Raw genomic sequence first — 21,247 nt, 5'->3', positions numbered from 1 at the left:
GCTGGTCACAACAGCATGAACGCTGTCCGCACCGTTGTGCGGACAGCACGATTCACCACAAGGGCGTGGAGGTAGCGATGCCGGAGGCCTACAAGACGACCTTCGCCGCGGAACTGCGGCGGTTGCGGGGAACGGTGACGTTACGGGAACTCGGACGCCGGGCCTCGTGCAGCAAGAGCATCATCAGCGACCTCGAACACGCACGCAGATCGCCGACGCTCCCGATCGCGCTCGGTCTGGACAAGGCCCTCGGGGCAGGCGGCACACTGGTCTCCTTGGCCCAACGGCAGCGTTTGAGCGAGGAGACAGCCGAAGCGGCTTCGGACAGTGCCGAGGACGGTCTCCTGCGGGAATGGGACAACGTGTGGCGCAGAGACTTCCTCAAGGGTGTGGGCGCCGCTGCCCTGACCACCGGTCTGGGAACGGGCAGTATGGCCGCCGTGGGCGGTCGTGACCTGCTGGACGCCCATATCGCTCTCCGGGCCGCCCACGGGCGGCTGGACAACTTACGCGGGGCGTCCGCTGTGTACCCCCACGCCGTCGGCCACCATCAGCAGATCCTCGCCTGGCACGCCACCGCGGCCGCCACCGAACGCAAGCAGATCGCCGCGCTCGCCGCCGACACCGGCGGCTTCGTCGGATTCCTCACCTACGACCTGGGCATGGCCGAGAACGCCGCCGCCCACTACCGCGACGCCGCCGCCCACGCCCGCCAGGCAGGCGACCTCTCCTGCTGTATCAACCTCATCGGCCAGATGAGCCGGATCCTCACCGACCAGGGGCACTACCACCGCGCCCTCACCCTTGCCGACGGCGCACTGCACCTGGCCGGCACCAAGGCCCACCCTGCAGTACGGTCCTGGCTGCACGCCGTCCGCGCACACCACCACGCCTGCCTCGGCGACGCCCGCACCACCCAAAAGGACCTCACCACCGCGTGGAAGCTACTGGACCACGCCGACGACGGCGAGACACCTCCCTACATCCGCTACCTCGGCCCCGCCGAGCTGAACAAGTGGACCGGCCACGCCATGGCCCGCCTCGGACAGCAAACCCCGTCCTTCCTGCGCGCCGGCCAGGCGGCTCTCGACGAAGCCCGGGCCGCCTGGCCCGCCACAAGTGTCCGCGGCTCTGCCGAGGTACTGACCGCGAGCGCACGCATCTACGCGGCGCGCGGCGACCGCGACACCGCCGCTGACCTCGCCTCACAAGCTGTGGCCATCGCCACCGCAACCGGATCGGCCAGGAACCTGCGCGCCGCCCTGACCGCCTCCACCGGATAGGCGGCAGTGCCGCCGCCGACCGTAATACTGGTCGCCGTGACGAGCCCTGCAGACACCGGACCGGAGATCGCCCGCGAACACCAGCGGGGCCGCCTCGCCGGCGGGACGCCGAGGTCGCGCCCTGGGCGCGGAGCATCGCTCACCTGGATCAGGCCGCGCAGCTCGGGAGCCGCATCTCCGCCCTGCAGACGCTACTGCTACAGGACCAAGAGGGTCAGGAGCCCGAGCGGCCGCACGCCTGGGTCGAGCAGGTCCTGGCGTACGGAACCGAGGACGAACTCGTGGTCGCCGACGACGCCGAGTGGTACGACCGTGTCCCGGTCAACCGGGCCCGGAAGGTGGGGCGTAGCGCGCTGGCGCGGCTGTACCGTGCCGAGCAGCAGGAGCGCCAGGCAGCCGTCGACGCGCTGCCGCCGGCCCACCTCGAACTGCCCGCGCTCACCGATTCCTGGACTCCCTGGCGGCTTCTGGAGAATCCCTGGCGCAACGAGCTCGGGCAGCTGGTCTTCCGGCGGTACCGGGCGGCGCCGGACGATGCGGCACGTGACCGGGTGATCCGCTGGGCGATTGGCGCAGGGCTGTCCAAGGCCAGCGTTCACCGTGGTCTTGGGGTTGCGCGCACCACCATCGACCGTGTCCTGGAAGCCTCGTCCTGACGCTAACGAAGCGGTCTGGAGCCATTTCCGCAGGCTCCAGGCCGTCTTCGACTGTGAGGGCCAGGGCAACCGCATCCGGCACACCGCTCCTCGAAGCCCCTCGCACGCTTGCGAGCAACCGCCTCGGTCAGAGCAGGCCGACCCGCTGGAGGACTCCGGCGTTTGCCCGGTACGGGTAGTGATGGCCGTGCTCAAGACTTTTCTGAACGAGGCTGCCTCTCTCCTTGTCCGCGTGGAAGGTCGACCAGCTGCGGCACGTCTCGCACACCTCGCACGTCAGGAAAGGACGCAGCAGGTGCAGGTTGCGGTCGCGGTCAGCCATGTACAGGCTGCCGCTTTCGATCGCGTTGCTCCGGTACTGCATGGTCGACGTCGGCACCACGGGGTGGTCACCCATGAGGCGCCGGAACATGATAGACGCTTCGCCTTCGTAGGCGTCCCACGTCACGGACGTCACGTGGATCAGGGGCAGGTCAGCGAGGAATCGAGCACGGGTCACGACGAGGGTGAGGTCGGCGTGTGCCTCCTGCAACGCGGTGGGCAGGGTGACCGCGTCAAGGGCCCGCCCGTGAGCCCGGGCGTTGCGGCGATCCGACAACCGGTTTCGCGCCTGCTGGGCGTCATCACCGCTGAGGAGCGTTCCCAGTTCGTGAAGGGGGTGGTCTGCTGGCAGCGCGCGCCGCGTCCTCGCCCCGCCGACTTCCTGGAGGATTGCCGTCCAATCCCCCAGTCCTGGGCCTCCCGGGCCTCGGGAGAGCTTGCGCTGCAGATCCGCTACGGACGACAGCGCGATGCCCGCCTCGTGGGCGAGCGCCGCGGCTACCAGGGCGCTGTAAGCCAGCAGGGCCTCCGCCGCTTCAAGGACGGCCTCATAGGCAGGTCCGGTGTCACTCGCGCTCATCCGTGCTTCGACTTCCCGCCATCGCAGCGCGATGGGGTACGGAAGGCGCGTGCGCGCGATGTACCCGGGGTCGTCGAGCTGAGCTGCCGCCTCTACCCGAAGTCTGGTGAGCTGGCCCGCCTCAATGACGGAGCGCCGTACGGTCTCAGGGCCAGCTCCGATGTCGAAGACGGAGCTGGCCAAGTATGTCGCTTCAGCGCTCCAGCCGCCCAGCCTCTGGCCGGCTGTGCGCAGTTCCTCAAGCGCGGCAGAGAGCGCCTCATCGGCTTTCGGTAACTCCAAAAGAGCCAGGTCTTCAGGGGAAAGACGCATGAGACCGACCGCGTTGCGGGCCATCCCAACGGCGCGTGAACGTAGGTACCCGAGAATCAGGCGGGCGTACTCAGTCGGCAGGGCGTCAACGGGCCGAAGGACGAGGAGGCTGCTGGTGGCCGCCGCCGGCAGGTCGGATTCCTCGACCAATGCCACCCGGGGACGATGATGCTTACCGAATCCCGCGGACAGAAGCAGGTCTCCAGCTTGCAGTTGGAACCGATCCGGCAAGTCGTCCCGCCAGATCGCATCCTCATCCGCACTGGCAATCTCCCCGTCCCCACTCAGATGCGAGGACCAGATCAGGCGCACCGCGCCCGGCCGATTCGCCGAGCAGGCGCCCTCAGATGCCTTCCCCGGATGTACCCCGTAGCCAGAGCGAACGCTGCCGATCATGGTGCCGAAGGGGACGCGGGAAGCCGGTGACGCATCCGCCCCGCTGCTGGGCTGACCCGCCGATTCGTCTGTGGCACCCAACGAGGCCTCCCCGTCCGATCAAGATGATCGGATTCTAGGTCGCGCGAGGTCGGCCTGGACGGTTTCCAGACCAAGCCGCTGGATTGGTAGTTGACGGCTTCCTGGAAGCGGCCACTGGGAGCGGTCAGGAAGCCGAGCCGCCCCTGGGGCGGCCCCGTCTGCTTGGGGTGGTCGCAGCCGTGTGAACGTCCTGCCCTGCCTCCTCAACTCGCCTGCGGAGCGTGTTGTAGCTGACGACGCACTGCGGGTGCCTGCTGATCTGGGCCAGGCTGAGCTGCTCGCCGAGGAATTCGTAGGTCTTCACGCCGGCTTTGGGGGCCCGGGATGCCGGGATGTTGTGCAGGTCGAGGAGCGCCCGGTTCAGTTCGGACCGTACGGACAGCGGGAGGTTCAGGGAGTCGATGCCGCGCTCGGCAGTGGCGGTCAGGGCGGCTGCCCATTGGCCGACGATCGTGTCCAGGTCGCTGCCGGGCCGGCTGTCGTCGACGGCTTCCATCCAGGCGAGGTCGAGACCGTCGGGGGTGAGTCGGGAAGTGAGCATGTCGGCCGGGGCTGTGTCCGTGCGGTGTTGGGCCCAGGCTTTGCGGGCGAGCCGGACCAGCGCGCTGGTGGTGTTGTCGGCGACGCTGGCCATGCGGGCCAGGTGTTCGCGGACCCGGGGGTCGGCGAGCTGTTCGACTGTACTCACCGCCCCGGTCACCAGCAGCCAACTTCCGGGACCGCACCAGCCCGCCGGATGGCCCGCCGGGCAGAAATTACGTGGTGTGCCACCGGCCCGCCCATCGCCTGACCGTTTTGCCACGCCAGTTGGATGATGACAGCGTGCCCGCATGCTCCACGACCCGACGCGCCTCGCCCGCTTCCACCAGGCCGTAGCCGATCACGTGCGGACTGCGAGGCTGTGGCGCAACCTCTCGCAGGAGGACCTGGCGCACGCCGCCAGCGTCTCCTGCCGCATGGTCGTCTCCCTGGAATCCGGCCGATCAGGGGTCCGTCTCGACATGCTGCTGGCCATCGCCAATGCGCTCCAGACGCCGGTTACCGACCTGGTGCGCGAGCCGGCACTGGAGATCGATCACGTCGCCGACCGTTGAGGCATCGCACCATCCGCGGGAGTGGCCTCTTCGGGCGCCCTATGGCGCTCCCCGTGCTCACGCACCGCTGTACCGTGTGCTCCTCGATCGGAGGGGGAATCGCGTGGATCAGAACAGCAGGGGCCCGGGGCGGCCGGAGTTCCGTCCGTCCTGGTGGCAGGTGGCGTTGGTGGCCCTCATCTGCGTGGCGGTGTGGATGTACCTGCACAAGGAGAACGATGAGGAAGACCGGTCCAGCCCGGTGACGACGTCCATGCCTATCGCATCGTCACACGGGGCATGAAGCGGAGCTGACCGGCTGAACGCCGACCGATCGACCTCGAAGTCATCGACCCGCGTTCCGGACGTCGTTCCGGCGTGTCAGCCGTCCGACGAGGGCTGCACAGGATCTGTGTCATCGACCTCGCCGTCCGCAGTCAACCGCTTCAGGATCTTCCGGCGGCCGCCGTTGTCCTCCAGAAGCATGATCGTCACGTCGGACTGAGGGTTCCCGTAGCGGCCGACGTAGCCGCGGTATGCGCGCAGGGCAGTGTCGTACACGTCCCACTGCCCGGTGACCGTGCCTCCGCCAGGCTGGAACCGAAGGTAGGCGATGTAGACCGTCATCGGTCAGGCAGCATTCTCGGTGTGCGGCATGTCCCAGTCACGCAAGTCGACGTCAGTGAGCTGTTTCCAACCTCAGTTTGCAGGGTTGAGGTGGAGGGCGAGGACGGCCTGGACGAAGGCGGTGATGCGGGTGGTGCTGCACCTCAGCTTGCGCAGGAGCCTCGGCGACGTAGCGGTAGACCGTGGCGATCCCGACGCCGAAACCTTCCGCCAACTGGGCGTAGGTGTGTCCGCAGCGCAAATATGCCAGCGCCAGGAGAGCCTGCCGGTCCGAGGTAAGCCGTCGCCAGCGGGTGCCGCGCTCGCGACGCCGGGCGCTGAGCAGACCGGACAGGTACCGAAGGGGTCTGCCGCACGATCGGGTGACATCTGAACTGGCTTGCCCTGTGGGGCAGGTGGGAAGGATGTCGCTGTGCCCAAGCCCTATCCGGATGAGTTCCGCCAAGACGTCGTGCGGGTCGCGAGGAACCGTGGCCCGGGGGTGACGGTCGAGCAGGTGGCCACCGACTTCGGAGTCCATCCGATGACGTTGTGGAAATGGATGCGCCGGGCGGACATCGATGAAGGTGCCAGGCCCGGGGTGACCGGCCAGGAGAGTGCGGAACTGCGGGAAGCGCGTCGGCGGATCAAGCTGCTGGAGCAGGAGAACGAGGTCCTGCGCAGGCCTGCGGCCTACCTGTCGCAGGCGCATCTGCCGGGAAAAGGATCTACCCGCTCGTGAAAGAGCTGGCCGCGGACGGGGTGCCCGTCACGGTGACGTGCCGGGTGCTGAAACTCGCCAGACAGCCGTACTACCGCTGGCTCGACAAGCCGGTGACCGACACCGCGCTGGAGGAGGCTCATCGCGCGAACGCGCTGTTCGACGCCCACCGCGAGGATCCCGAGTTCGGCTACCGCTTCCTGGCCGACGAAGCCCGAAGCTCAGGGGCCGCGATGGCCGACCGGACCGCATGGCGGATCTGCCGGGACAACCACTGGTGGAGCGTGTTCGGCAAGAAGCGCGGAAGGACCAAGAAGGCCGGCCCGCCGGTCCACGACGACCTGGTCCGCCGCAACTTCACCGCCGACGCTCCGAACCGCCTGTGGCTCGTCGACATCACCGAACACGCCACCGGCGACGGCAAGCTGTACCTCTGCGCGATCAAGGACGCCTTCAGCAACAGGATCGTGGGCTACTCCATCGACACGCGGATGAAGTCCCGGCTGGCCGTGGCCGCCCTGGACAACGCCGTCGCCCGGCGTGAACACGTCGACGGATGCATCCTGCACAGCGATCGCGGATCGCAGGGTGGATTCAACCGGTCGTCGCAACACCTCGACTGGAGAGGTGTGATGGGCAGGGTGGATGAAGGAGCTGACGGGTAGGTCTCCGATGGAGTCACCAGGGGCGCCGTCGTTGCGGCGGGAGGTCGAGCGCGAGTTCTGGTGTGAGATCGTCAAAGGCCTCCTCAGCGAGGAGGCCGCTGTTACAGTCGGCGTGTCTCCGGCTGCCGGCACCCGATGGTTCCGGCAGCGGCGGCACGAGTATGTGCAGGAACGGCTGTCGGGACACGTCCACCGCCCGGATGGAACCCTGGTGCAGGGGCCCCGAGACAGACCTTGGAAAGGCCGCAACAAGCCCCACCGTCAGGACCGGAAATGGATGTCGGCTTGGAGTCCGGAGCAGATCTCTCACCGGCTGAAGGTGGATTTCCCCCAGGATGGGGCGATGCGTATCTCGCACAAAGTGATCTACCAAGCCCTTTACGTCCAGACTTTTTAGGTGGCCTGCAGCCGGCGCTTGCGGTTGCAGGCCATCGATGAATTGACGAGCTGTGCTACGACCGCAGGAACGCCAGAATGTCGGGGTTGAGGATCTCCGGGTGAGTTGACAGCATGCCGTGGGGGAGGCCCTCGTAGCTCTTGAGGATCCCGTTCTTCAGGAGCTTGACCGAGAGCGGCGCCGAATCCGCGTAGGGAACGATCTGGTCATCGGTGCCATGCGCGACAAGGACAGGTACGTCGATCTTCTTCAGGTCTTCGTTGAAGTCGGTCTCCGAGAATGCCTTGATGCACTCGTAGTGGGCGTTGGCGCCGCCCATCATGCCTTGCCGCCACCAGTTGTTGATCAGCCCCTGTGAAACATTCACTCCGGGTCGGTTGAATCCGTAGAACGGGCCGGAGGAGATTTCGGAGTAGAACTGCGCACGGTTACCGGCGAGAGTCGCGCGCAGTTCGTCGAAGATCTCGATGGGCAGGCCGCCCGGGTTGGAGTCCGACTTGACCATGATCGGTGGGACCGCACTGACCAGCACGGCCTTCGCGACGCGTCCCGGCTTGGCGCGGGCGATGTAGCGCGCGGCCTCGCCTCCGCCGGTCGAGTGACCGATGTGGAAGGCATCCCGCAGGTTGAGTGCGTCGGTCAGTGCGGCCACGTCGGCGGCGTAGGTGTCCATGTCGTGGCCGGACGAGGTCTGGGTGGAACGACCGTGGCCGCGGCGGTCGTGAGCGATCACGCGGTAGCCGTGGGACAAGAAGTACAGCATTTGGTTGTCCCAGTCGTCTGCACTGAGCGGCCAGCCGTGATGGAAAACGATCGGCTGGACGTCGTGCGGCCCCCAGTCCTTGTAAAAGATGTTCGTACCGTCATTGGTGACGACAGTTCCCATCGATAAGCCCTCTCTTTTAACCTCATTGATTTCGAAATGCGGACAGGTAAATCCCAGGGGCGCGTTCAGGGCAAGGTGATTGCCTTGTCTGCGCTGTGCACAGAAGGAGCCTCCCACCGGTCGTGGTGGGCGACTTTCGCGTGCGTCCGGAGTTCGTGCGTGATCGTCCGGCGCAGTGCCCTGTGCTGCTGGCCGAACCCGGTGCCCGCCCTCGTGTACCGGATGCTTCGCGGGCCATGCCGTTCGGGCATGGACGGTCAGCGGGCAGTTGTGCTGGGTATGCGGAGGGACGTCCGGACGACTTGTCGAAGGTGGCAAGGTCTGCTGCTGTCTGCGTCACTGGACCACGGTCTGTTCGTCGAGTACGCAGGTCTCTTCACTCAGGCGCTCAACCATCCGTGGCGCCTTCGGTCGCAGCGGGGTGGCCAGGCGGCGCCGATTGCCTTCCTGATCTGTGCGAGGCAGCCGAAGCGTCGGAGAGCGGCGCAAGCGGCGGGATGGTCCTTGACGAGGGTGAGGACCGCCTCCGAAGACGTGACTCGGGCCCGCGGCCGGAGGGGAACGAGAAGGGGGCTGCGGTTTCCGGACGATGGCGAAAGAACTCCGAACGCAGGAAGATCATCCCTTGGGTGGCCCAAACCTAGTGTGACCAGTGCGCGGAGACGCCGCGCACGCAGCACTGATGGGCCCCGCGGGGCCCCGAAAGGCCAGACCATGCACTCTCCCGTTCAGCAGCCGATCGGTTCCGGTTTCACGGCCGCCTCCACCATCGACGACGTCATCGCCGGTATCGACCTCACGGGGCGCACCGCCATCGTAACCGGCGGGTACTCCGGGATCGGCATCGAGACCACCCGGGCCCTGGCCGCTGCAGGAGCGCAGGTGATCATCCCGGCCCGTGACGTCGCCCGGGCGCAGAAGTCCCTCGCAGGTGCGCTGGGACCTGTGACAGGTGTCGAGGTCGTCGCCATGGACCTGATGGACCCGGCATCCATCGACCGGTTCACGGGCGCGTTCTTGGAGTCCGGCCGAGCGCTGGACATCCTCGTGAACAGCGCCGGCATCATGGCCGCGCCTCTCGCTCGCGACGCACGAGGCTTCGAGTCGCACTTCGCCACCAACCACCTCGGGCACTTCCAGCTCACCACCCGTCTGCTGCCGGCGCTGCGGCGTGCCGAGAAGGGGGCCCGGGTCGTCAACGTTGCTGCCATGGCGCACCGCCTGTCGCCGGTCGTCTTCGACGACCTGCACTTCGAGCGACGCGGATACGACCCGCTGATGGCCTACGCCCAGTCCAAGACAGCCAACATCTTGTTCACCGTGGAGCTGGACCGGCGCGAGCGGGATGCCGGCGTGCGTGCCTTCGCCCTGCACCCGGGGGCGATCTTCACGCCGCTGAGCCGGCACGTCTCCCAGGAGGTGCTGCTGGAGAGCCGCACCCTCGACGAGAACGGCAAGCCCGTGATCGACCCCGCTTCCGGTCGCAAGACCCCGGCGCAGGGTGCTTCGACCTCGGTGTGGTGCGCCACCAGCCCGCAGCTGGCTGGCCTGGGCGGCCTGTACTGCGAGAACAACGAGGTCTCTCCTCTGCTGGACCCCGTTGACGGCACCGGTGCCGAAAGCGCCGATGGCGAAAGCGGCGGCGTCGACACCGATGCGGCCGCCCAGGGTTACCCGGTCGGCGTCGCCCCGCACGCCGTGGACCCCGACGCGGCCACCCGGCTGTGGGAGCTGAGCGAGAAGCTCGTCACCCACGCCCGCTGACCCCGAACCGCCCGGCGGCCAGGTCCGGCCCCGCTCACGCTTCGGGCCGAGCCCCCAGGTACTGCTGGACGGCGAACACACCACGTGCCAGGCCCGTTCCGCGGCTGCTGCAGTTCCCGACTTCCGGCTGGCGAACTGCCGTCGCCCGGGCCTGGCGGGACGCAGACACACGCCCCATCTTCCACCTCGCGGCCCCCGCCGGCAGTGTGCCAACTTCACCACTCGCTGCCGCCTGCCGCACTGGCGCGGACGCTCGCGCTCGTCACCACGCCACCATCGTTTCGCTGGTGGACACGACACGCAGAAGGAACTGAACTCCGATATGAACGACACACGATTCGCCGGCAAATCCGTGGTGATCACGGGCGGTGGGTCGGGCATCGGCCTGGCCACGGCACAACGCATAGCGTCCGAGGGCGGGCAGGTGACCCTCGTGGGCAGCACCGAGACTCGTCTCGCCGAGGGCGAGCGAGTCCTTCGCGAATTGGTACCCGGTGCTGACGTTCTCACCACGGTGGCCGACGTGGCGGACGAGAGTGCCGTCTCCCGGATGGTCGCGCAGACGCTGGAGCGCTTCGGCCGCATCGACGCCCTGTTCAACAACGCCGGCTACGAAGGGCCGCTCGTTCCTCTGCACGAGTACCCGACCGAGGACTTCGAGCGCGTGGTGGGGGTGAATTTGATGGGCACCTTCTACGCGATGAAGCATGTCCTGTCCGTCATGGTGGAACAAGGCAGCGGAGTCATCGTCAACAATTCCTCCGTGGGCGGAATCCGCGGCTTCGCCACCCGCAGCGCCTACTCCGCAACCAAGCACGGCATCATCGGGCTGACGCGCACCGCGGGCGCGGAATACGGCGCCAAGGGAATCTCGGTCGTGGCGCTCGTGCCGGGCGCCTTCACCACCCCCATGAGTGACGCCTCGCTCCGGCGCATGGCGGGCGAGGACTGGGAAGCCTTCCGCGACGCGGCAGCCGCGACCAACCCCATGCGGCGCTTCGGACACGTCGATGAGGCCGCCGCACTGGCCGCCTTCCTGATGTCCGGCGAGGCCTCCTACATCAACGGGACCGCCATCACGATCGACGGTGGACAGACCGAGACCTTCGGATAACCCGCCTACCGGATCCCCCCGTGGCGCACGGTGGTTGAGGCCGGAGCCGAGTCCACCGCTGCCCCACCGAGAGCAACAGCACTATCGCCGGCACACCGCCGGCAAGGAGGACGTCATTACCATGCAGTTCAAGCAGCAGCCGATCGGTTCCGGTTTCACCGCGGCGAACACCGCGCTGGAGGTCGTCGCGGGCGTCGATCTCACGGGGAGGACCGCGGTGGTGACCGGCGGCCACTCCGGCGTCGGGTTGGAGACCACCCGCGCTCTGAGCGCGGCAGGAGCCCAGGTCGTGGTGCCCGTCCGCGACCCCGCCAAGGGCCGGGCCCGCCTGGCAGGCGCCGGAGACCGCATCGAGGTCGACCGGCTCGACCTCGCCGACCCGGCCTCCGTGGACGACTTCGCCGCACGTTTCGTCGCCTCGGGCCGGCCGCTGCACATCCTCGTCAACAGCGCCGGGATCATGGGAGTGCCCCTGACCCGCGACAGCCGCGGCTACGAGGCGCATTTCGCCACCAACCACCTCGGCCACTTCCAGCTCGTCCGGCAACTGTGGCCGGCGCTGGCCACCGCCAACGGCGCGCGAGTGGTGAACGTTGCCGCCTGGGCCCACCGAATGTCCCCGATCGTCTTCGACGACCCGATGTTCGAGCACCGCAGCTACGAATGGATCCTCGGCTACGGACAGTCCAAAACCGCCAACATCCTGCACGCCGTCGGGATCACGGCCCGGGGCGCCGCCGACGGCATCGAAGCGTTCTCCGTCCACCCCGGAGCGATCCCGAGCACCGACCTGTCCCCGTGGGCTACCCCGGACATCCTCCGCGCCATGGACCTCATGGACGAGGAAGGGAACTGGGTCATCGACCCCGAGGCCGGCAAGAAGACCTCTCAGCAGGGTGCCTCCACTCAGACCTGGATGGCGACCGACCCGCGCCTGACCGGCCACGGCGGCGTCTACGGCGAGAACAACGAGGTCTCCCCTCTCGTCGAGCTCCCCGAGCCCGACGATCTGCAGGCCCTCGCCGTCGCAGGCGAGACCCCGGCGGGCGTTGTCGCCCACGCCCTCGACCCCGACGTCGCCGACCGGCTCTGGGACCTCAGCGAGCGCCTCGTGCCCGGAACCCGGATCCGCTAGAACCTGACCGCCGCTCATCTCAATGCGGGACACGCGGGGTCTCGCTCGCGGAGCGGACCTGAACCCCAGGCCTGCCCCCCCGGCACGCGCCGAGCCGCGTCCAAGGGGCAGCGCTGGCGGCAACATCGCGGCAGCTCTCAGCCTGCTCGCCCGCGACCGCATGAGCATCAGTGTTCTCGGACAGGTCCTGACGTACCCGGTGCTCGAACACCGCAACAGCACGGCGTCCGTCCGCACGCCAGATACTCGGACGCGGGGTGCGGGACAGGACCTCCACCGCCTGGCGTGCGTGGCTGAGGTACGACCCGCCCAGGGGGAGGTGTCCCCCTCCGCCGCACCGGGCAACGCATCGGATCCGCCAGGACTCCCACCGACATTCCGCGACGTCGGTTCCGCGGAGACCTTCCGACAAGGTCGTCGAATTCTCCGGAGGCATCTGGAGCGTGGGAGGAGGCGCCGAACTTCATGTGTGGCCGGGCGGGTACCACGGCTTCGACAGCCTGGCTCCCCACGCCGCGATCTCCCGGCAGGCCCGTGCCACCAATGGCTAAAGCGCCTATTGGACGAGTGAGGTCCACCTCACACAGGCGCGCCCCGTGTCATGCCGCGTACGAGCCCGGGCATGGCACGGGGCGCGTGACCACCGCTTGTTCCAGCACTCTTACGTCGGGCCGGGATGCCGCGGCGGCGCGCTCTCAGCCGGCGGCCGGCACGGCCTCATGCCTGGTAAAACGAGATCGGTACGCGCGGGGGGATTCACCCACTTCGCGGCGGAAGGCGGTGCTGAACGCACTGGCCGTCGAGTAGCCAAGGCGCATGGCAAGTTCGTCGACGCGCACATCCTCGCCTCTGAGGGCGCGCCGAGCCGCGTACATGCGCCAGCCGGTCAAGTAGGCAAGGGGCGGCTTCCCGACCACTGTGGTGAACCGTTCGGCGAACACGGTGCGGGACATCGCCGAGCGCTGGGCGAGTTCCTCCAGGCGCCATGAGCGTCCGGGGTCGCCGTGTATCGCCCGCAGCGCTGGGCGAAGGGCCTCGTCGAGCAGGCCTCGTGCCCACCCGATGGGCACCGATTCCCCGTCTTGGACCGCAGCCCGGAGCACTTCGAGGATTACCAGGCGCGCGTGAAGCCGGCCGGCCGGTTCTGAGGCGACCCTCGACGACACTGCCTCGTCGACGAGATGGTTCAGTGTCCTCGACAGCCTCTCGGTGTCACGACCTGCAGGCAGGTACAGCACAGATCCGCTCAAGCCTTCGACCAGGGCATCGGATCCCTCGGACAGGTCAATGTGCCCTCCGACGATCACGGTGTCGTCACCACCACCGGCCTCGTAGAAAGCCTGATCAGGCGGGTGCGTGAACGTCGTCTGCAGCCCGCCCGTCTCCAGGGCGTCCTCGATGCGCACAGACTTGCAGCCGTTCAGCACCACGACATCGCCCACACCCATGACCTGGGCGTCAGCGCCGTCCGCCGAGACACGGGCCCCTCCCCGGGCAACGGTAAGCAGCTTCAACCGCACGTCCGGGCGAAACCCGGTACGCCACCTGCCTCCGGCCACGAATCCCGCCGAAATCACGCCGTTGACTTCCAGCAGGTCGAACACGGGGCCCAGGTCATCGCTCATATTCGCAAAGTATGTCACCGGCCCGTCGGACGGAGGCACGGGCGAGCCGCCGTCGGCGGCGCCCTCCCCGGCTACCGCCTGAAGAAGGACCGCCCCGAGCCCAGACCCGACCTGGCAGCCAGGTGCACACCGGCTTCGGCCAGCGTCACCAACCGGTCCAGGCGGACGACCTCCCACTCCTGCAGGGCCTGGACGGGCAGCGGTAGTCCGGACCTCCAACCACGGAGGGCTTTGGCAAGACCCGCGGCGTCCCCGAAGGCCTTGGATGTGCCCGAGGCGGTGTGCGGGCGGACGGTGCCCGCAGCATCACCGATCAGCACCGCGTGGTCGGTTAGCATTCGGTGCGGTGCCAGGTCCAGGACCGGCTGGAGGAAGACCCTGGACGAATGAACGAGCTCGGCGAAAGGCGCCGGAAGCGATGTGTGTGCCTGCGCCACGACCTTCTCGATTGTGTCCTGCGGCAGCTCGTCCGGGGGAACGAAGTGGGCGAAGCGCTTGCCTGCACGGCCCGTCATGATGGCTGGCAGGTCATGTTCGGCGACGTTGGTGTACCAGACCCAGTTGACGCGCCGTTCCCCGTCTCGGCGTTCGCCTGTGCTTCCCGGAACCAGGTAGCAGAGCATCTGCATGCCGGGGGCCTCGAAGAACGTGAACCGGTCGGCGAGCAGTTCCACCAGGTGGCCGGGCAGGCCGGATTCCGCCTCCAGCCCGCGCCAGGCGACGTAGCCGGCATAAACGGGCGGCGTCGAGTCGAGCAGCCTGCGGGTGGCGGAACCGATTCCGTCCGCGCCGACCAGGAAGTCGCTCCGCGCAGTATGTCCGTCGCTGAAAGAGACAGTGACCCCGTCCCCTTCCACGAGGACTCCGTCGAGCGTGCTGTCCTGCCGGTAGCAGACGTCCTCGAGCGGGTCGCGGAGCGCGCGGTACAGGGTGTCCCATGTGGTCATCAGCTGCGGTGCGGGGTAACGGGCCGTCTCGCCACGGCGGGTCAGGTGCTGGCGTTCACTCAGTTCGACGCAGACATCCCGCGCCGACGTTCCGGTCCGATTGAGCAGCGACTCGACCTCCGGTTGCATGACAATACCCGCGCCGCGCGCCTGCGTGGGTCCGGCCGAGCGCTCGTAGACCCCGACGTCCGCGCCAGCGGATCGCAGTTCGTGCGCGGCCGCCAGGCCGCCGACCGACCCCCCGATGACAAGAGCGGTAAAAGTTTCGTCATCCACTGCATACCTCGGGCAGGCTACGGCTCCGGGGAGCGGGCCGATGAAGAATCGGGCGGTCGTCCACCGACAAAGCTAACCAGGCGCCTCGTGCGCCGCATCCGCGGCGCACGGCCGAGCCGACATCTCCCGTCGGCCGCGACAGGGCAGCGGACGTCGACCCGCCGCGCAGGCCGGCAGGGCGGATGCGGCGACTCAGCGCATGTCTTACTCGACGGAAACTTTCTGTACCTCGAAGTCCCTCGCGCCCTACTCAAGGGCCCGATTTCCTCCTCATCGGATTCGGCAAGGGCGGCGAGACGCTCGCGGGACGGCTGGATGCGGTCTGACGCGGGTGCTGCCCTTTGAGCATTCACGTCCAGCAGCTGATCAAACGGTGCCCTGGTCATGCGTTTGGGGCATCACTGCAAGAGCCACGACACCCTGAGCAGTCACTTGGGCTCGACCCAGGCTTGCAATGAAGTCCTTGTCGGTTCCGCCGGGGTCCGGAAGGGTGGCCGCCGACCACCGCTCGTGCTGAGTTCCGGCGGAGGCCGGCGAATTCCGTACTGCCGCGCACGTATCCCGGACGTGCGCGACGGCGGCCGCCCGCAGCTCGGCTGAAGATCATTCCATGAACGACGCAGAGCAGAACGAGACTCGCCATGACCGCCGCGTTGTAATCGTCACCGGCGGATCTCGCGGGATAGGCAGACGGATCGCGGAGCGGTTCGCGGCGAACGGACACGCGGTCGCGATCACGTTCCGCTCCCATGCCGATGCGGCGAAACGCACCGTGGAGGACATCGTCGGCCGCGGTGGGGACGCTCTGGCTGTTCGGACCGACGTCGCCGATCCCACCAGCGTCACCGCGCTCTTCCAGACCGTACGAGAACGCCTCGGCCAGGTCGACGTCGTCGTACACGCCGCCGCCGCCCTCCCTACCGCCCCCGTCGCCGAGCTCACCGTCGCGGACATGCGTGACGCCTTGGAGACGAACCTGCTCGGCACCATGCTCGTGGGCCGGCAGGCCGCACTGCACCTGCGTGACGGCGGCGCTGTCGTCAACGTCTCCAGCGCCATCACCAAGACGCTGGCGCCCCAGTACTCCGCCTACGCCGCGTCCAAGGCGGGCCTGGAGGCGTTCACCATCGTCATGGCCCGGGAGCTCGGCTCACGCGGCATCACCGTCAACGCCGTCGCTCCAGGCCCCACCCTGACCGACATGCTGGAAGCCGACCTGAATCGCGCCCCCGAGCCCGAGGCCGCGCGCACCGCGATCAGCGCCCTTTCCCCGCTGAACCGCATCGGACGGCCCGACGACATCGCCGACGTCGTCCTCGCCACCGCTTTGGATCTGCGGTGGATCAACGGTCAGATCATCCACGCCTCTGGCGGGATCGTTTGATGCCACACCCAGCCGCACACCGACCCGCCGAAGAGGGAACCGACATGAACGAGACCTCGAAAAACACTGCAGTCAAGCTGATCGAAGCAGCTGTCACCGGCAGCGAAGGTGCCATACGGGCTGCGGTGTCCGACACCGTCATATGGCACACCCCGCCGTCCACCCTGCCCGCCTACCAGGGGCCCCATCACGGCCCTGAAGCCGTGATCGCCCTGATCGCCGCGGGTGGAGCCCCATTCGTCCCCGGCTCTCGGCGCGTGCGGGTCGAACGCTGCCTCGCCGAGGGCGATCACGTCGCAGTGGACTGGCGCCAGACGGCGACCCTCGCGGACGGCACCGCCTACGACAACCTTTACAGCTTCCGGTTCCGCATGGACAAGGGCGAGATCGCGGAAGTCTGGGAGAACTTCGACACCGGCTACCTCTACGGCCGTCTCGGCCTCGACCCTTCCGGCTGGCTCGCGACCGGTACCGAGATCGGGGTCGGGCAACAAGCCGGCACCTGAGCAGACTGCCGCCCCCGACGACCTCCTCTCCTGCCGATCGCCTCAACCGTGGATTCAACATCAGGAAACGAACAGTGCTGCAGGCACTGATCACCGGCGCCAACCGAAGCCTGGGGTTCGAAGTCCGCATTGGGACCCGATGGCCGCCCAGATGCGGCAGCCGCCACAGCGCCGTAGCCACGCGCCGTGTCCTCCGTCACATTTACCAACCTCATGGCGACTCGGGCGTCTCTAGGTACGGACGGGTCACCGAACCCGCGGAGAGCACGTCCACAGATTCGACACCGCACTCTCAGGAGGAGCTCCTTGCCCTGGAATCGCCGCGCCGGTCACCACACCGCGGCACTGTCCCTGGCCGCCGCTACCGTGGTGCTCGGCGGTTGCGCCTCGACCGACCCTGTAGCAGTGGACGAGAGCCCCTCTCCGGTCAAGTCCTCGGTTGTACAGCCGCAGCAACCGAGGGCCACTGTCACCGAGAAGCCGGTGTCGTACCCGCCCGCGGCACCCGAGTCCACCGTGCGGACGCCGTCAGGGCACCTTGTCAACGACTGCGTTCCCCGACGACTGCACAAGTACGTCACCACACTGACCACGGAGGACGGCAAGCACCTCTCCATTCTGGTCTTGGGCAACGGCCCGAACGCCGTCTACTTCGGGCACCAGTACGGAGGCCAGATCTACAACTTCCTTGACCTTGCCGAGGAATTCGCCGGGCGTGGCTACCGGGTGATGCTTCCGGAGTTCCGCAACCATGTGGCCTCCGAGAAGTCCGCCGCCTCCAGCTCCCTGGATGCGAAAGCCGCCTTCGACAAGCTGAAGGACCTGGGGACGAAGCGGGTCTTCCTGGTGGGAGCCTCCTGCGGCGGAACGACCGCAGCCGTGCAGGGCGTGGAAAGCGGCATACCCGTCGTCGGTTTGACGCTGCTTTCCTCACCTGCGCGTTGCGACGATGACGCCGTGGCAGCGGTGAAGAAGATCAAGGAGCCCTCGCTGTTCATGGTCGCGCACAACGACATGCAGGGAGCGCACGAGCAGCAGATCCGGGAGCTCTACGAGGCGTCAGCGGCACCGGACAAGCACCTCGTCGCGATCGACGGCGAAGCGCACGGGACTTTGATGCTGTACGGATCCAAGGAAGCTGACAAGCGGCGCGCCATGGTCGTCAGCTTCATCGTGAACACCTACACGGCAAACAACGAGACCGGCGTACAGGACTGATGCCGCAGCTCACAGCACTGGTCGTGCGGAACCTCGCCGGTCACCCTCCGCTGCCACTCGGCAACACCCAGCGGGCGTCGGGCACATCACTGCGGTACGGACGGCGAACACTCACGCCACATCCAACGACCACCAACGACGCCGGTCACAAAACCACTCCAGAACACCAACTACCTGGACAAGATATCTCTTAAGGGCCGTAGACTTCCTCACGGCCCCACGAGGCCCATTCGAAGCCTGCACTACCCGGACTCATCTGAGACGGGGCAGTCGTGGGGCAGGGGTTCGTCAGACCAAGTGGTTATCCAGGACCACGCGTCCAGGACTTCGGTGCACAGCCGGACAGTACAGGTGGGGCGGAGGTTCCGAATCCCCGGCGGACGCGTACGGCTCGCCCAACTGCCGAACTCCGGTTGACCAGCCGGATTCCCCGTCCCAACGAGCAGCACCACCAGTCCGGAGCAGTGGAACCTGGCGTCCACCCCGACACGAGAGTCAGGCCACTGGCCTGCCCATCACCCGCAGGGAACGCAAAATGCTCCGTCTGCTCCGTCGGCAGGCCGGCACGCAAGATCGTCTAATGGGCTCCGGACAATTTCCTGACCTTTCCCTCAAACACGAGCTTCATACTTCGTGCGCAGCCGCATCCGAACGAAAGGGAAACCCATATGCAACGGGTACAACAATTGGCTGTCTCAGGGCCTTCAATCCGTCGGGCCGGATCGGTCGGCGGGGAGGGCTCCCGCCGACCGATGCATAGGGTGGCCGCGCTCGCCCTGTCTGCGGGGCTCTGTGTGGCGAGCCAGGGCGCGGCCGGTGTCGCCGTCGCCGAGACCGCCGTCGGTCACACGGCGACCCCACCGACGATCTCTCAGTCGGAGGTGATGGCCCACCTGCAGGTGTTGCAGCAGATCGCTGATCGCAACGGCGGCAACAGGGGGTTGGGCACCAAGGGGGACGACGAGTCATTCGGCTACGTCAAGAAGATCCTGGATGCGTCGGGCTTTGTCACCCACGTCGAGCCGTTCACCTACCAGGGCAAGCGTGGGCACAATCTCATAGCCGACTGGCCCGGCGGTGATGCGCGGCACATCATCATGGCAGGTGGTCATCTTGACAGCGTCCCGGAAGGCCCGGGGATCAACGACAACGGTTCTGGCTCCGCGGCGCTCCTCTCCACCGCGGTCGCCATCGCGCAGTCCGGCCTCAGGACGCAGCGTCACCTGCGCTTCGCCTGGTGGGACGGCGAAGAGCCAGGTCTCATCGGCTCGGCCCATTATGTCGACAGGCTCAGCCCCCAGGCACGGGCGGCGATCGACTCCTACTCGAATTTCGATGGGACCGGTTCGAAGAACGTCGAATACCGCATAGTCACCAGCGATGACCCGGAGACGTACGCTGCCTACGAGAAGGACTTCGCTCAGCGCGGCCAACCGACCTTCGAAGTCGGTGGGGCGGGGGGGTCGGACGACGCGTCCTTCAAGAGCGGTGGTATCCCGATTGGCGGCTTCACCACCGGCATCTCCGACTGCATACACGAACCGTGCGACGACCTGTCGAACGTGGATCCAGCTACGGAAACATCGAGCGCCAACACGATCCTAGACGTGACCTGGGCGCTCGCCACGAGCAGCCACGCCGCCACGACTCCGCAACACCGGCACCAGGGTGATCGATCGTGACCACCAGTTTCCGTCCCTCCTCAGGTCGTCAGAGGTCCCGGCACTTCGGAGTCACCGGCGCCGTGTCACTGACCGCCGTCGGCACACTCCTCCTGGGCGTTTCCGTGCCCGCCGCCGCCACCACAGGCGGAGCGGGCGTCGGTGACCCGTACTATCCCGAGGACGGAAATTCGGGCTACGACGTCATCCACTACGACGTCAACGTCCACTACGACCCCGCTCACCCCGACCGCCTCGACGGCGACACGACCGTCACCGCGCAAGCCACGGCCGGCCTCGGCCAGTTCGACCTCGACCTCAAGGGCTTCGAGGTCAGCGGAGTACTTGTCGACGGGCACGCAGCACGAGCGGTGAGGCGTTCTGGCGACCACGAACTGGTCGTCACACCGTACGTACAATTGCGGCAGGGGCAGCAGTTCACCGTACGCGTCCGGTACGCCGGCAATCCTGCGGCCGAGGGGTGGCACATCCTGGACGACGGCGGCGCCGAGGCTGCGGGTGAGCCGCACGGCGCGACGTCTTGGTTCCCCGCCAATGATCACCCCTCCGACAAGGCGACCCTCGCACTGGCTGTCACCGTGCCCACCGGTTGGACGGTGATCGGTAACGGCTTGCCCGGACCCACGACAGTCGACGGCGGCCGACGGACGTTCCGCTGGAGCGAGACCCACCCGATGGTCATGTATGCCGCTACCGTCGCGATCGACAAGTTCACCGTCCAGAAGTACGCACTGGCCGACGGGACCCCCGTCATCGACGCTTACAGCCCCGGCGAGGCCATCGACCCGCAGACACAGCGGGTGCAGGCCGACATCATCTCCTTCTTTTCTTCCAAGTTCGGCCCTTACCCCTTCGAATCCGCTGGCGGGATAGCCCTTGGTAGCGGCCGGGACGTGCCCCCTGGCCTGGAGACCCAAAGCCGCCCCACCTACCAGGGCGGGCTCTGGGACTACCCCATGACCCACGAGATCGCCCACCAGTGGTTCGGCGACAGCGTCTCCTACACCGACTGGCGCGACGCCTGCATCGCGGAGTGCGTGGCTCAGTACGCAACCCAGCTCTGGGACGAACACGCCGCTGGCTGCGATCTCGACACCGTGTTCTACAAGGGCACACTTGAGGGCGCCAGCGGTGATCCGTCGTTCTGGAGCACGCGGATCTACGACGCGGGTCCCGGCCACGAACACGATGAGGGGATATACGTCAAGGGCGCCCTGATGATGCATGCCCTGCGCCGCACCGTCGGCGACGCCGGCTTCTTCACAACTCTCAAGCAGTGGACGTCCGAACACCGCGACTCCAACGCCTCGTGGCCAGACTTCGAGCGGCTGGCCGCCAAGGTCTCCGGCCAGGACCTCACCGGCTTCTTTAGCGCCTGGGCCCACAGCACGACCGTACCGCCGGACCGGTACCTCTCCCGGGAAGCCTGGCGCAACTTCGCCCCCGTCGATAAGTGAATGATGCCCAGAAGGGTGGGGCTGGGGACTGTACAAAGAACGGCACCTCTCTGTGTCAAGCGGGGGCGATCAGAGAGGTATCCCAACGTGTTGGATCGGCACCGGAGATCGTGGTCTGCAGCCATGATGTCCGAGGCTGTGGCAGGGGTCGCTCAAGTTACA

The 21,247-nt window shown here is 67.3% G+C and carries 21 protein-coding genes and 2 pseudogenes; 15 read left to right on the top strand and 8 right to left on the bottom strand.

Translation table 11 applies throughout. The features are described from left to right. The first annotated feature begins 77 nt into the window (after positions 1-77). Both ABZ883_RS36610 and ABZ883_RS36605 read left to right on the top strand, forming a co-directional pair. On the top strand, positions 78-1,283 hold the full coding sequence (locus ABZ883_RS36610) for a helix-turn-helix transcriptional regulator (RefSeq protein ID WP_360914205.1): 1,206 nt from the start codon (positions 78-80) through the stop codon (positions 1,281-1,283). 281 nt (positions 1,284-1,564) lie between these two features. Beyond that, entirely contained in the window at positions 1,565-1,939 is a 375-nt protein-coding gene (locus tag ABZ883_RS36605; protein WP_360914202.1) for a hypothetical protein, read from the top strand. A gap of 127 nt (positions 1,940-2,066) precedes the next feature. Here ABZ883_RS36605 and ABZ883_RS36600 read toward each other — a convergent pair whose 3' ends face one another. Further along, positions 2,067-3,548 (bottom strand): restriction endonuclease, encoded by a 1,482-nt coding sequence (locus tag ABZ883_RS36600; RefSeq protein WP_360914199.1) that lies wholly within the window; start codon positions 3,546-3,548, stop codon positions 2,067-2,069. A gap of 205 nt (positions 3,549-3,753) precedes the next feature. Further along, positions 3,754-4,317 carry a hypothetical protein gene (locus ABZ883_RS36595; protein WP_360914196.1) on the bottom strand — a complete coding sequence of 188 codons (564 nt, stop codon included), beginning with the start codon at positions 4,315-4,317 and terminating at the stop codon, positions 3,754-3,756. 142 nt (positions 4,318-4,459) lie between these two features. On the opposite strand from ABZ883_RS36595, the gene ABZ883_RS36590 reads away from it, so the two are divergent. Continuing rightward, a complete protein-coding gene (locus tag ABZ883_RS36590) occupies positions 4,460-4,723 on the top strand; it encodes a helix-turn-helix transcriptional regulator (RefSeq protein WP_360914193.1) in 264 nt (87 codons plus the stop codon). Between the two features lie 108 nt (positions 4,724-4,831). Here the strand turns inward: ABZ883_RS36590 and ABZ883_RS36585 are convergent, their stop codons facing one another. The 3 genes and pseudogenes from ABZ883_RS36585 to ABZ883_RS36575 form a co-directional block, all read right to left on the bottom strand. Beyond that, a complete protein-coding gene (locus ABZ883_RS36585) occupies positions 4,832-4,978 on the bottom strand; it encodes a hypothetical protein (RefSeq protein WP_360914190.1) in 147 nt (48 codons plus the stop codon). A gap of 105 nt (positions 4,979-5,083) precedes the next feature. Next, the gene (locus ABZ883_RS36580) at positions 5,084-5,329 is read right to left on the bottom strand and encodes a hypothetical protein (protein WP_360914187.1); all 246 of its coding nucleotides are present in this window, start codon (positions 5,327-5,329) and stop codon (positions 5,084-5,086) included. A 157-nt stretch (positions 5,330-5,486) separates the two neighbouring features. Beyond that, a pseudogene (locus ABZ883_RS36575) lies at positions 5,487-5,663 on the bottom strand (transposase family protein); the annotation flags it as partial. A gap of 78 nt (positions 5,664-5,741) precedes the next feature. On the opposite strand from ABZ883_RS36575, the gene ABZ883_RS36570 reads away from it, so the two are divergent. The 3 genes and pseudogenes from ABZ883_RS36570 to ABZ883_RS36560 all read left to right on the top strand — a co-directional run. After that, complete coding sequence (locus ABZ883_RS36570; protein ID WP_360914184.1) at positions 5,742-6,050, top strand: transposase; 309 nt, start codon at positions 5,742-5,744, stop codon at positions 6,048-6,050. Then, positions 6,047-6,694 carry a DDE-type integrase/transposase/recombinase gene (locus ABZ883_RS36565; protein ID WP_360914181.1) on the top strand — a complete coding sequence of 216 codons (648 nt, stop codon included), beginning with the start codon at positions 6,047-6,049 and terminating at the stop codon, positions 6,692-6,694. The genes ABZ883_RS36570 and ABZ883_RS36565 overlap by 4 nt, the downstream gene beginning before the upstream one ends. Then, positions 6,675-7,082: pseudogene (locus ABZ883_RS36560) on the top strand (hypothetical protein); the annotation flags it as partial. The gene ABZ883_RS36565 and the pseudogene ABZ883_RS36560, both read left to right, overlap by 20 nt. Before the next feature lie 64 nt (positions 7,083-7,146). Here the strand turns inward: ABZ883_RS36560 and ABZ883_RS36555 are convergent. Continuing rightward, a complete protein-coding gene (locus ABZ883_RS36555; RefSeq protein ID WP_360914179.1) occupies positions 7,147-7,977 on the bottom strand; it encodes an alpha/beta hydrolase in 831 nt (276 codons plus the stop codon). Between the two features lie 714 nt (positions 7,978-8,691). Here ABZ883_RS36555 and ABZ883_RS36550 point away from each other — a divergent pair. From ABZ883_RS36550 to ABZ883_RS36535, 4 genes are all read left to right on the top strand, one after another. Beyond that, complete coding sequence (locus ABZ883_RS36550) at positions 8,692-9,741, top strand: SDR family NAD(P)-dependent oxidoreductase (protein ID WP_360914176.1); 1,050 nt, start codon at positions 8,692-8,694, stop codon at positions 9,739-9,741. Positions 9,742-10,063: 322 nt separating this feature from the next. After that, the gene (locus tag ABZ883_RS36545) at positions 10,064-10,855 is read left to right on the top strand and encodes an SDR family oxidoreductase (protein ID WP_360914173.1); all 792 of its coding nucleotides are present in this window, start codon (positions 10,064-10,066) and stop codon (positions 10,853-10,855) included. 121 nt (positions 10,856-10,976) lie between these two features. Then, positions 10,977-11,990 carry an SDR family NAD(P)-dependent oxidoreductase gene (locus tag ABZ883_RS36540; protein WP_360914170.1) on the top strand — a complete coding sequence of 338 codons (1,014 nt, stop codon included), beginning with the start codon at positions 10,977-10,979 and terminating at the stop codon, positions 11,988-11,990. Positions 11,991-12,012: 22 nt separating this feature from the next. Then, positions 12,013-12,561 carry an alpha/beta hydrolase fold domain-containing protein gene (locus ABZ883_RS36535; RefSeq protein ID WP_360914167.1) on the top strand — a complete coding sequence of 183 codons (549 nt, stop codon included), beginning with the start codon at positions 12,013-12,015 and terminating at the stop codon, positions 12,559-12,561. Between the two features lie 124 nt (positions 12,562-12,685). Here the strand turns inward: ABZ883_RS36535 and ABZ883_RS36530 are convergent, their stop codons facing one another. Both ABZ883_RS36530 and ABZ883_RS36525 read right to left on the bottom strand, forming a co-directional pair. Further along, positions 12,686-13,615 carry an AraC family transcriptional regulator gene (locus tag ABZ883_RS36530; protein ID WP_360914164.1) on the bottom strand — a complete coding sequence of 310 codons (930 nt, stop codon included), beginning with the start codon at positions 13,613-13,615 and terminating at the stop codon, positions 12,686-12,688. Positions 13,616-13,686: 71 nt separating this feature from the next. Then, the gene (locus ABZ883_RS36525; protein WP_360914161.1) at positions 13,687-14,838 is read right to left on the bottom strand and encodes an FAD-dependent monooxygenase; all 1,152 of its coding nucleotides are present in this window, start codon (positions 14,836-14,838) and stop codon (positions 13,687-13,689) included. Positions 14,839-15,448: 610 nt separating this feature from the next. On the opposite strand from ABZ883_RS36525, the gene ABZ883_RS36520 reads away from it, so the two are divergent. From ABZ883_RS36520 to ABZ883_RS36500, 5 genes are all read left to right on the top strand, one after another. Continuing rightward, the gene (locus tag ABZ883_RS36520; RefSeq protein WP_360914158.1) at positions 15,449-16,222 is read left to right on the top strand and encodes an SDR family oxidoreductase; all 774 of its coding nucleotides are present in this window, start codon (positions 15,449-15,451) and stop codon (positions 16,220-16,222) included. A gap of 44 nt (positions 16,223-16,266) precedes the next feature. Next, the gene (locus tag ABZ883_RS36515) at positions 16,267-16,728 is read left to right on the top strand and encodes a nuclear transport factor 2 family protein (RefSeq protein ID WP_360914156.1); all 462 of its coding nucleotides are present in this window, start codon (positions 16,267-16,269) and stop codon (positions 16,726-16,728) included. A gap of 306 nt (positions 16,729-17,034) precedes the next feature. Further along, positions 17,035-17,946, top strand: a complete 912-nt coding sequence (locus tag ABZ883_RS36510; RefSeq protein ID WP_360914153.1) for an alpha/beta fold hydrolase — start codon at positions 17,035-17,037, stop codon at positions 17,944-17,946. 761 nt (positions 17,947-18,707) lie between these two features. After that, a complete protein-coding gene (locus ABZ883_RS36505) occupies positions 18,708-19,628 on the top strand; it encodes a M20/M25/M40 family metallo-hydrolase (RefSeq protein WP_360914150.1) in 921 nt (306 codons plus the stop codon). Next, positions 19,625-21,085 carry a M1 family metallopeptidase gene (locus tag ABZ883_RS36500; RefSeq protein WP_360914146.1) on the top strand — a complete coding sequence of 487 codons (1,461 nt, stop codon included), beginning with the start codon at positions 19,625-19,627 and terminating at the stop codon, positions 21,083-21,085. Before ABZ883_RS36505 ends, ABZ883_RS36500 begins: the two co-directional genes overlap by 4 nt. Positions 21,086-21,247: the final 162 nt, after the last annotated feature.

It is taken from the genome of Streptomyces sp. NPDC046977, from assembly GCF_040644455.1.
In the GTDB taxonomy this organism is placed as follows: Bacteria; Actinomycetota; Actinomycetes; order Streptomycetales; family Streptomycetaceae; genus Actinacidiphila.
Note: the sequence above shows the minus strand (reverse complement) of the source record. Positions and strands in the feature narration are given on the sequence as shown.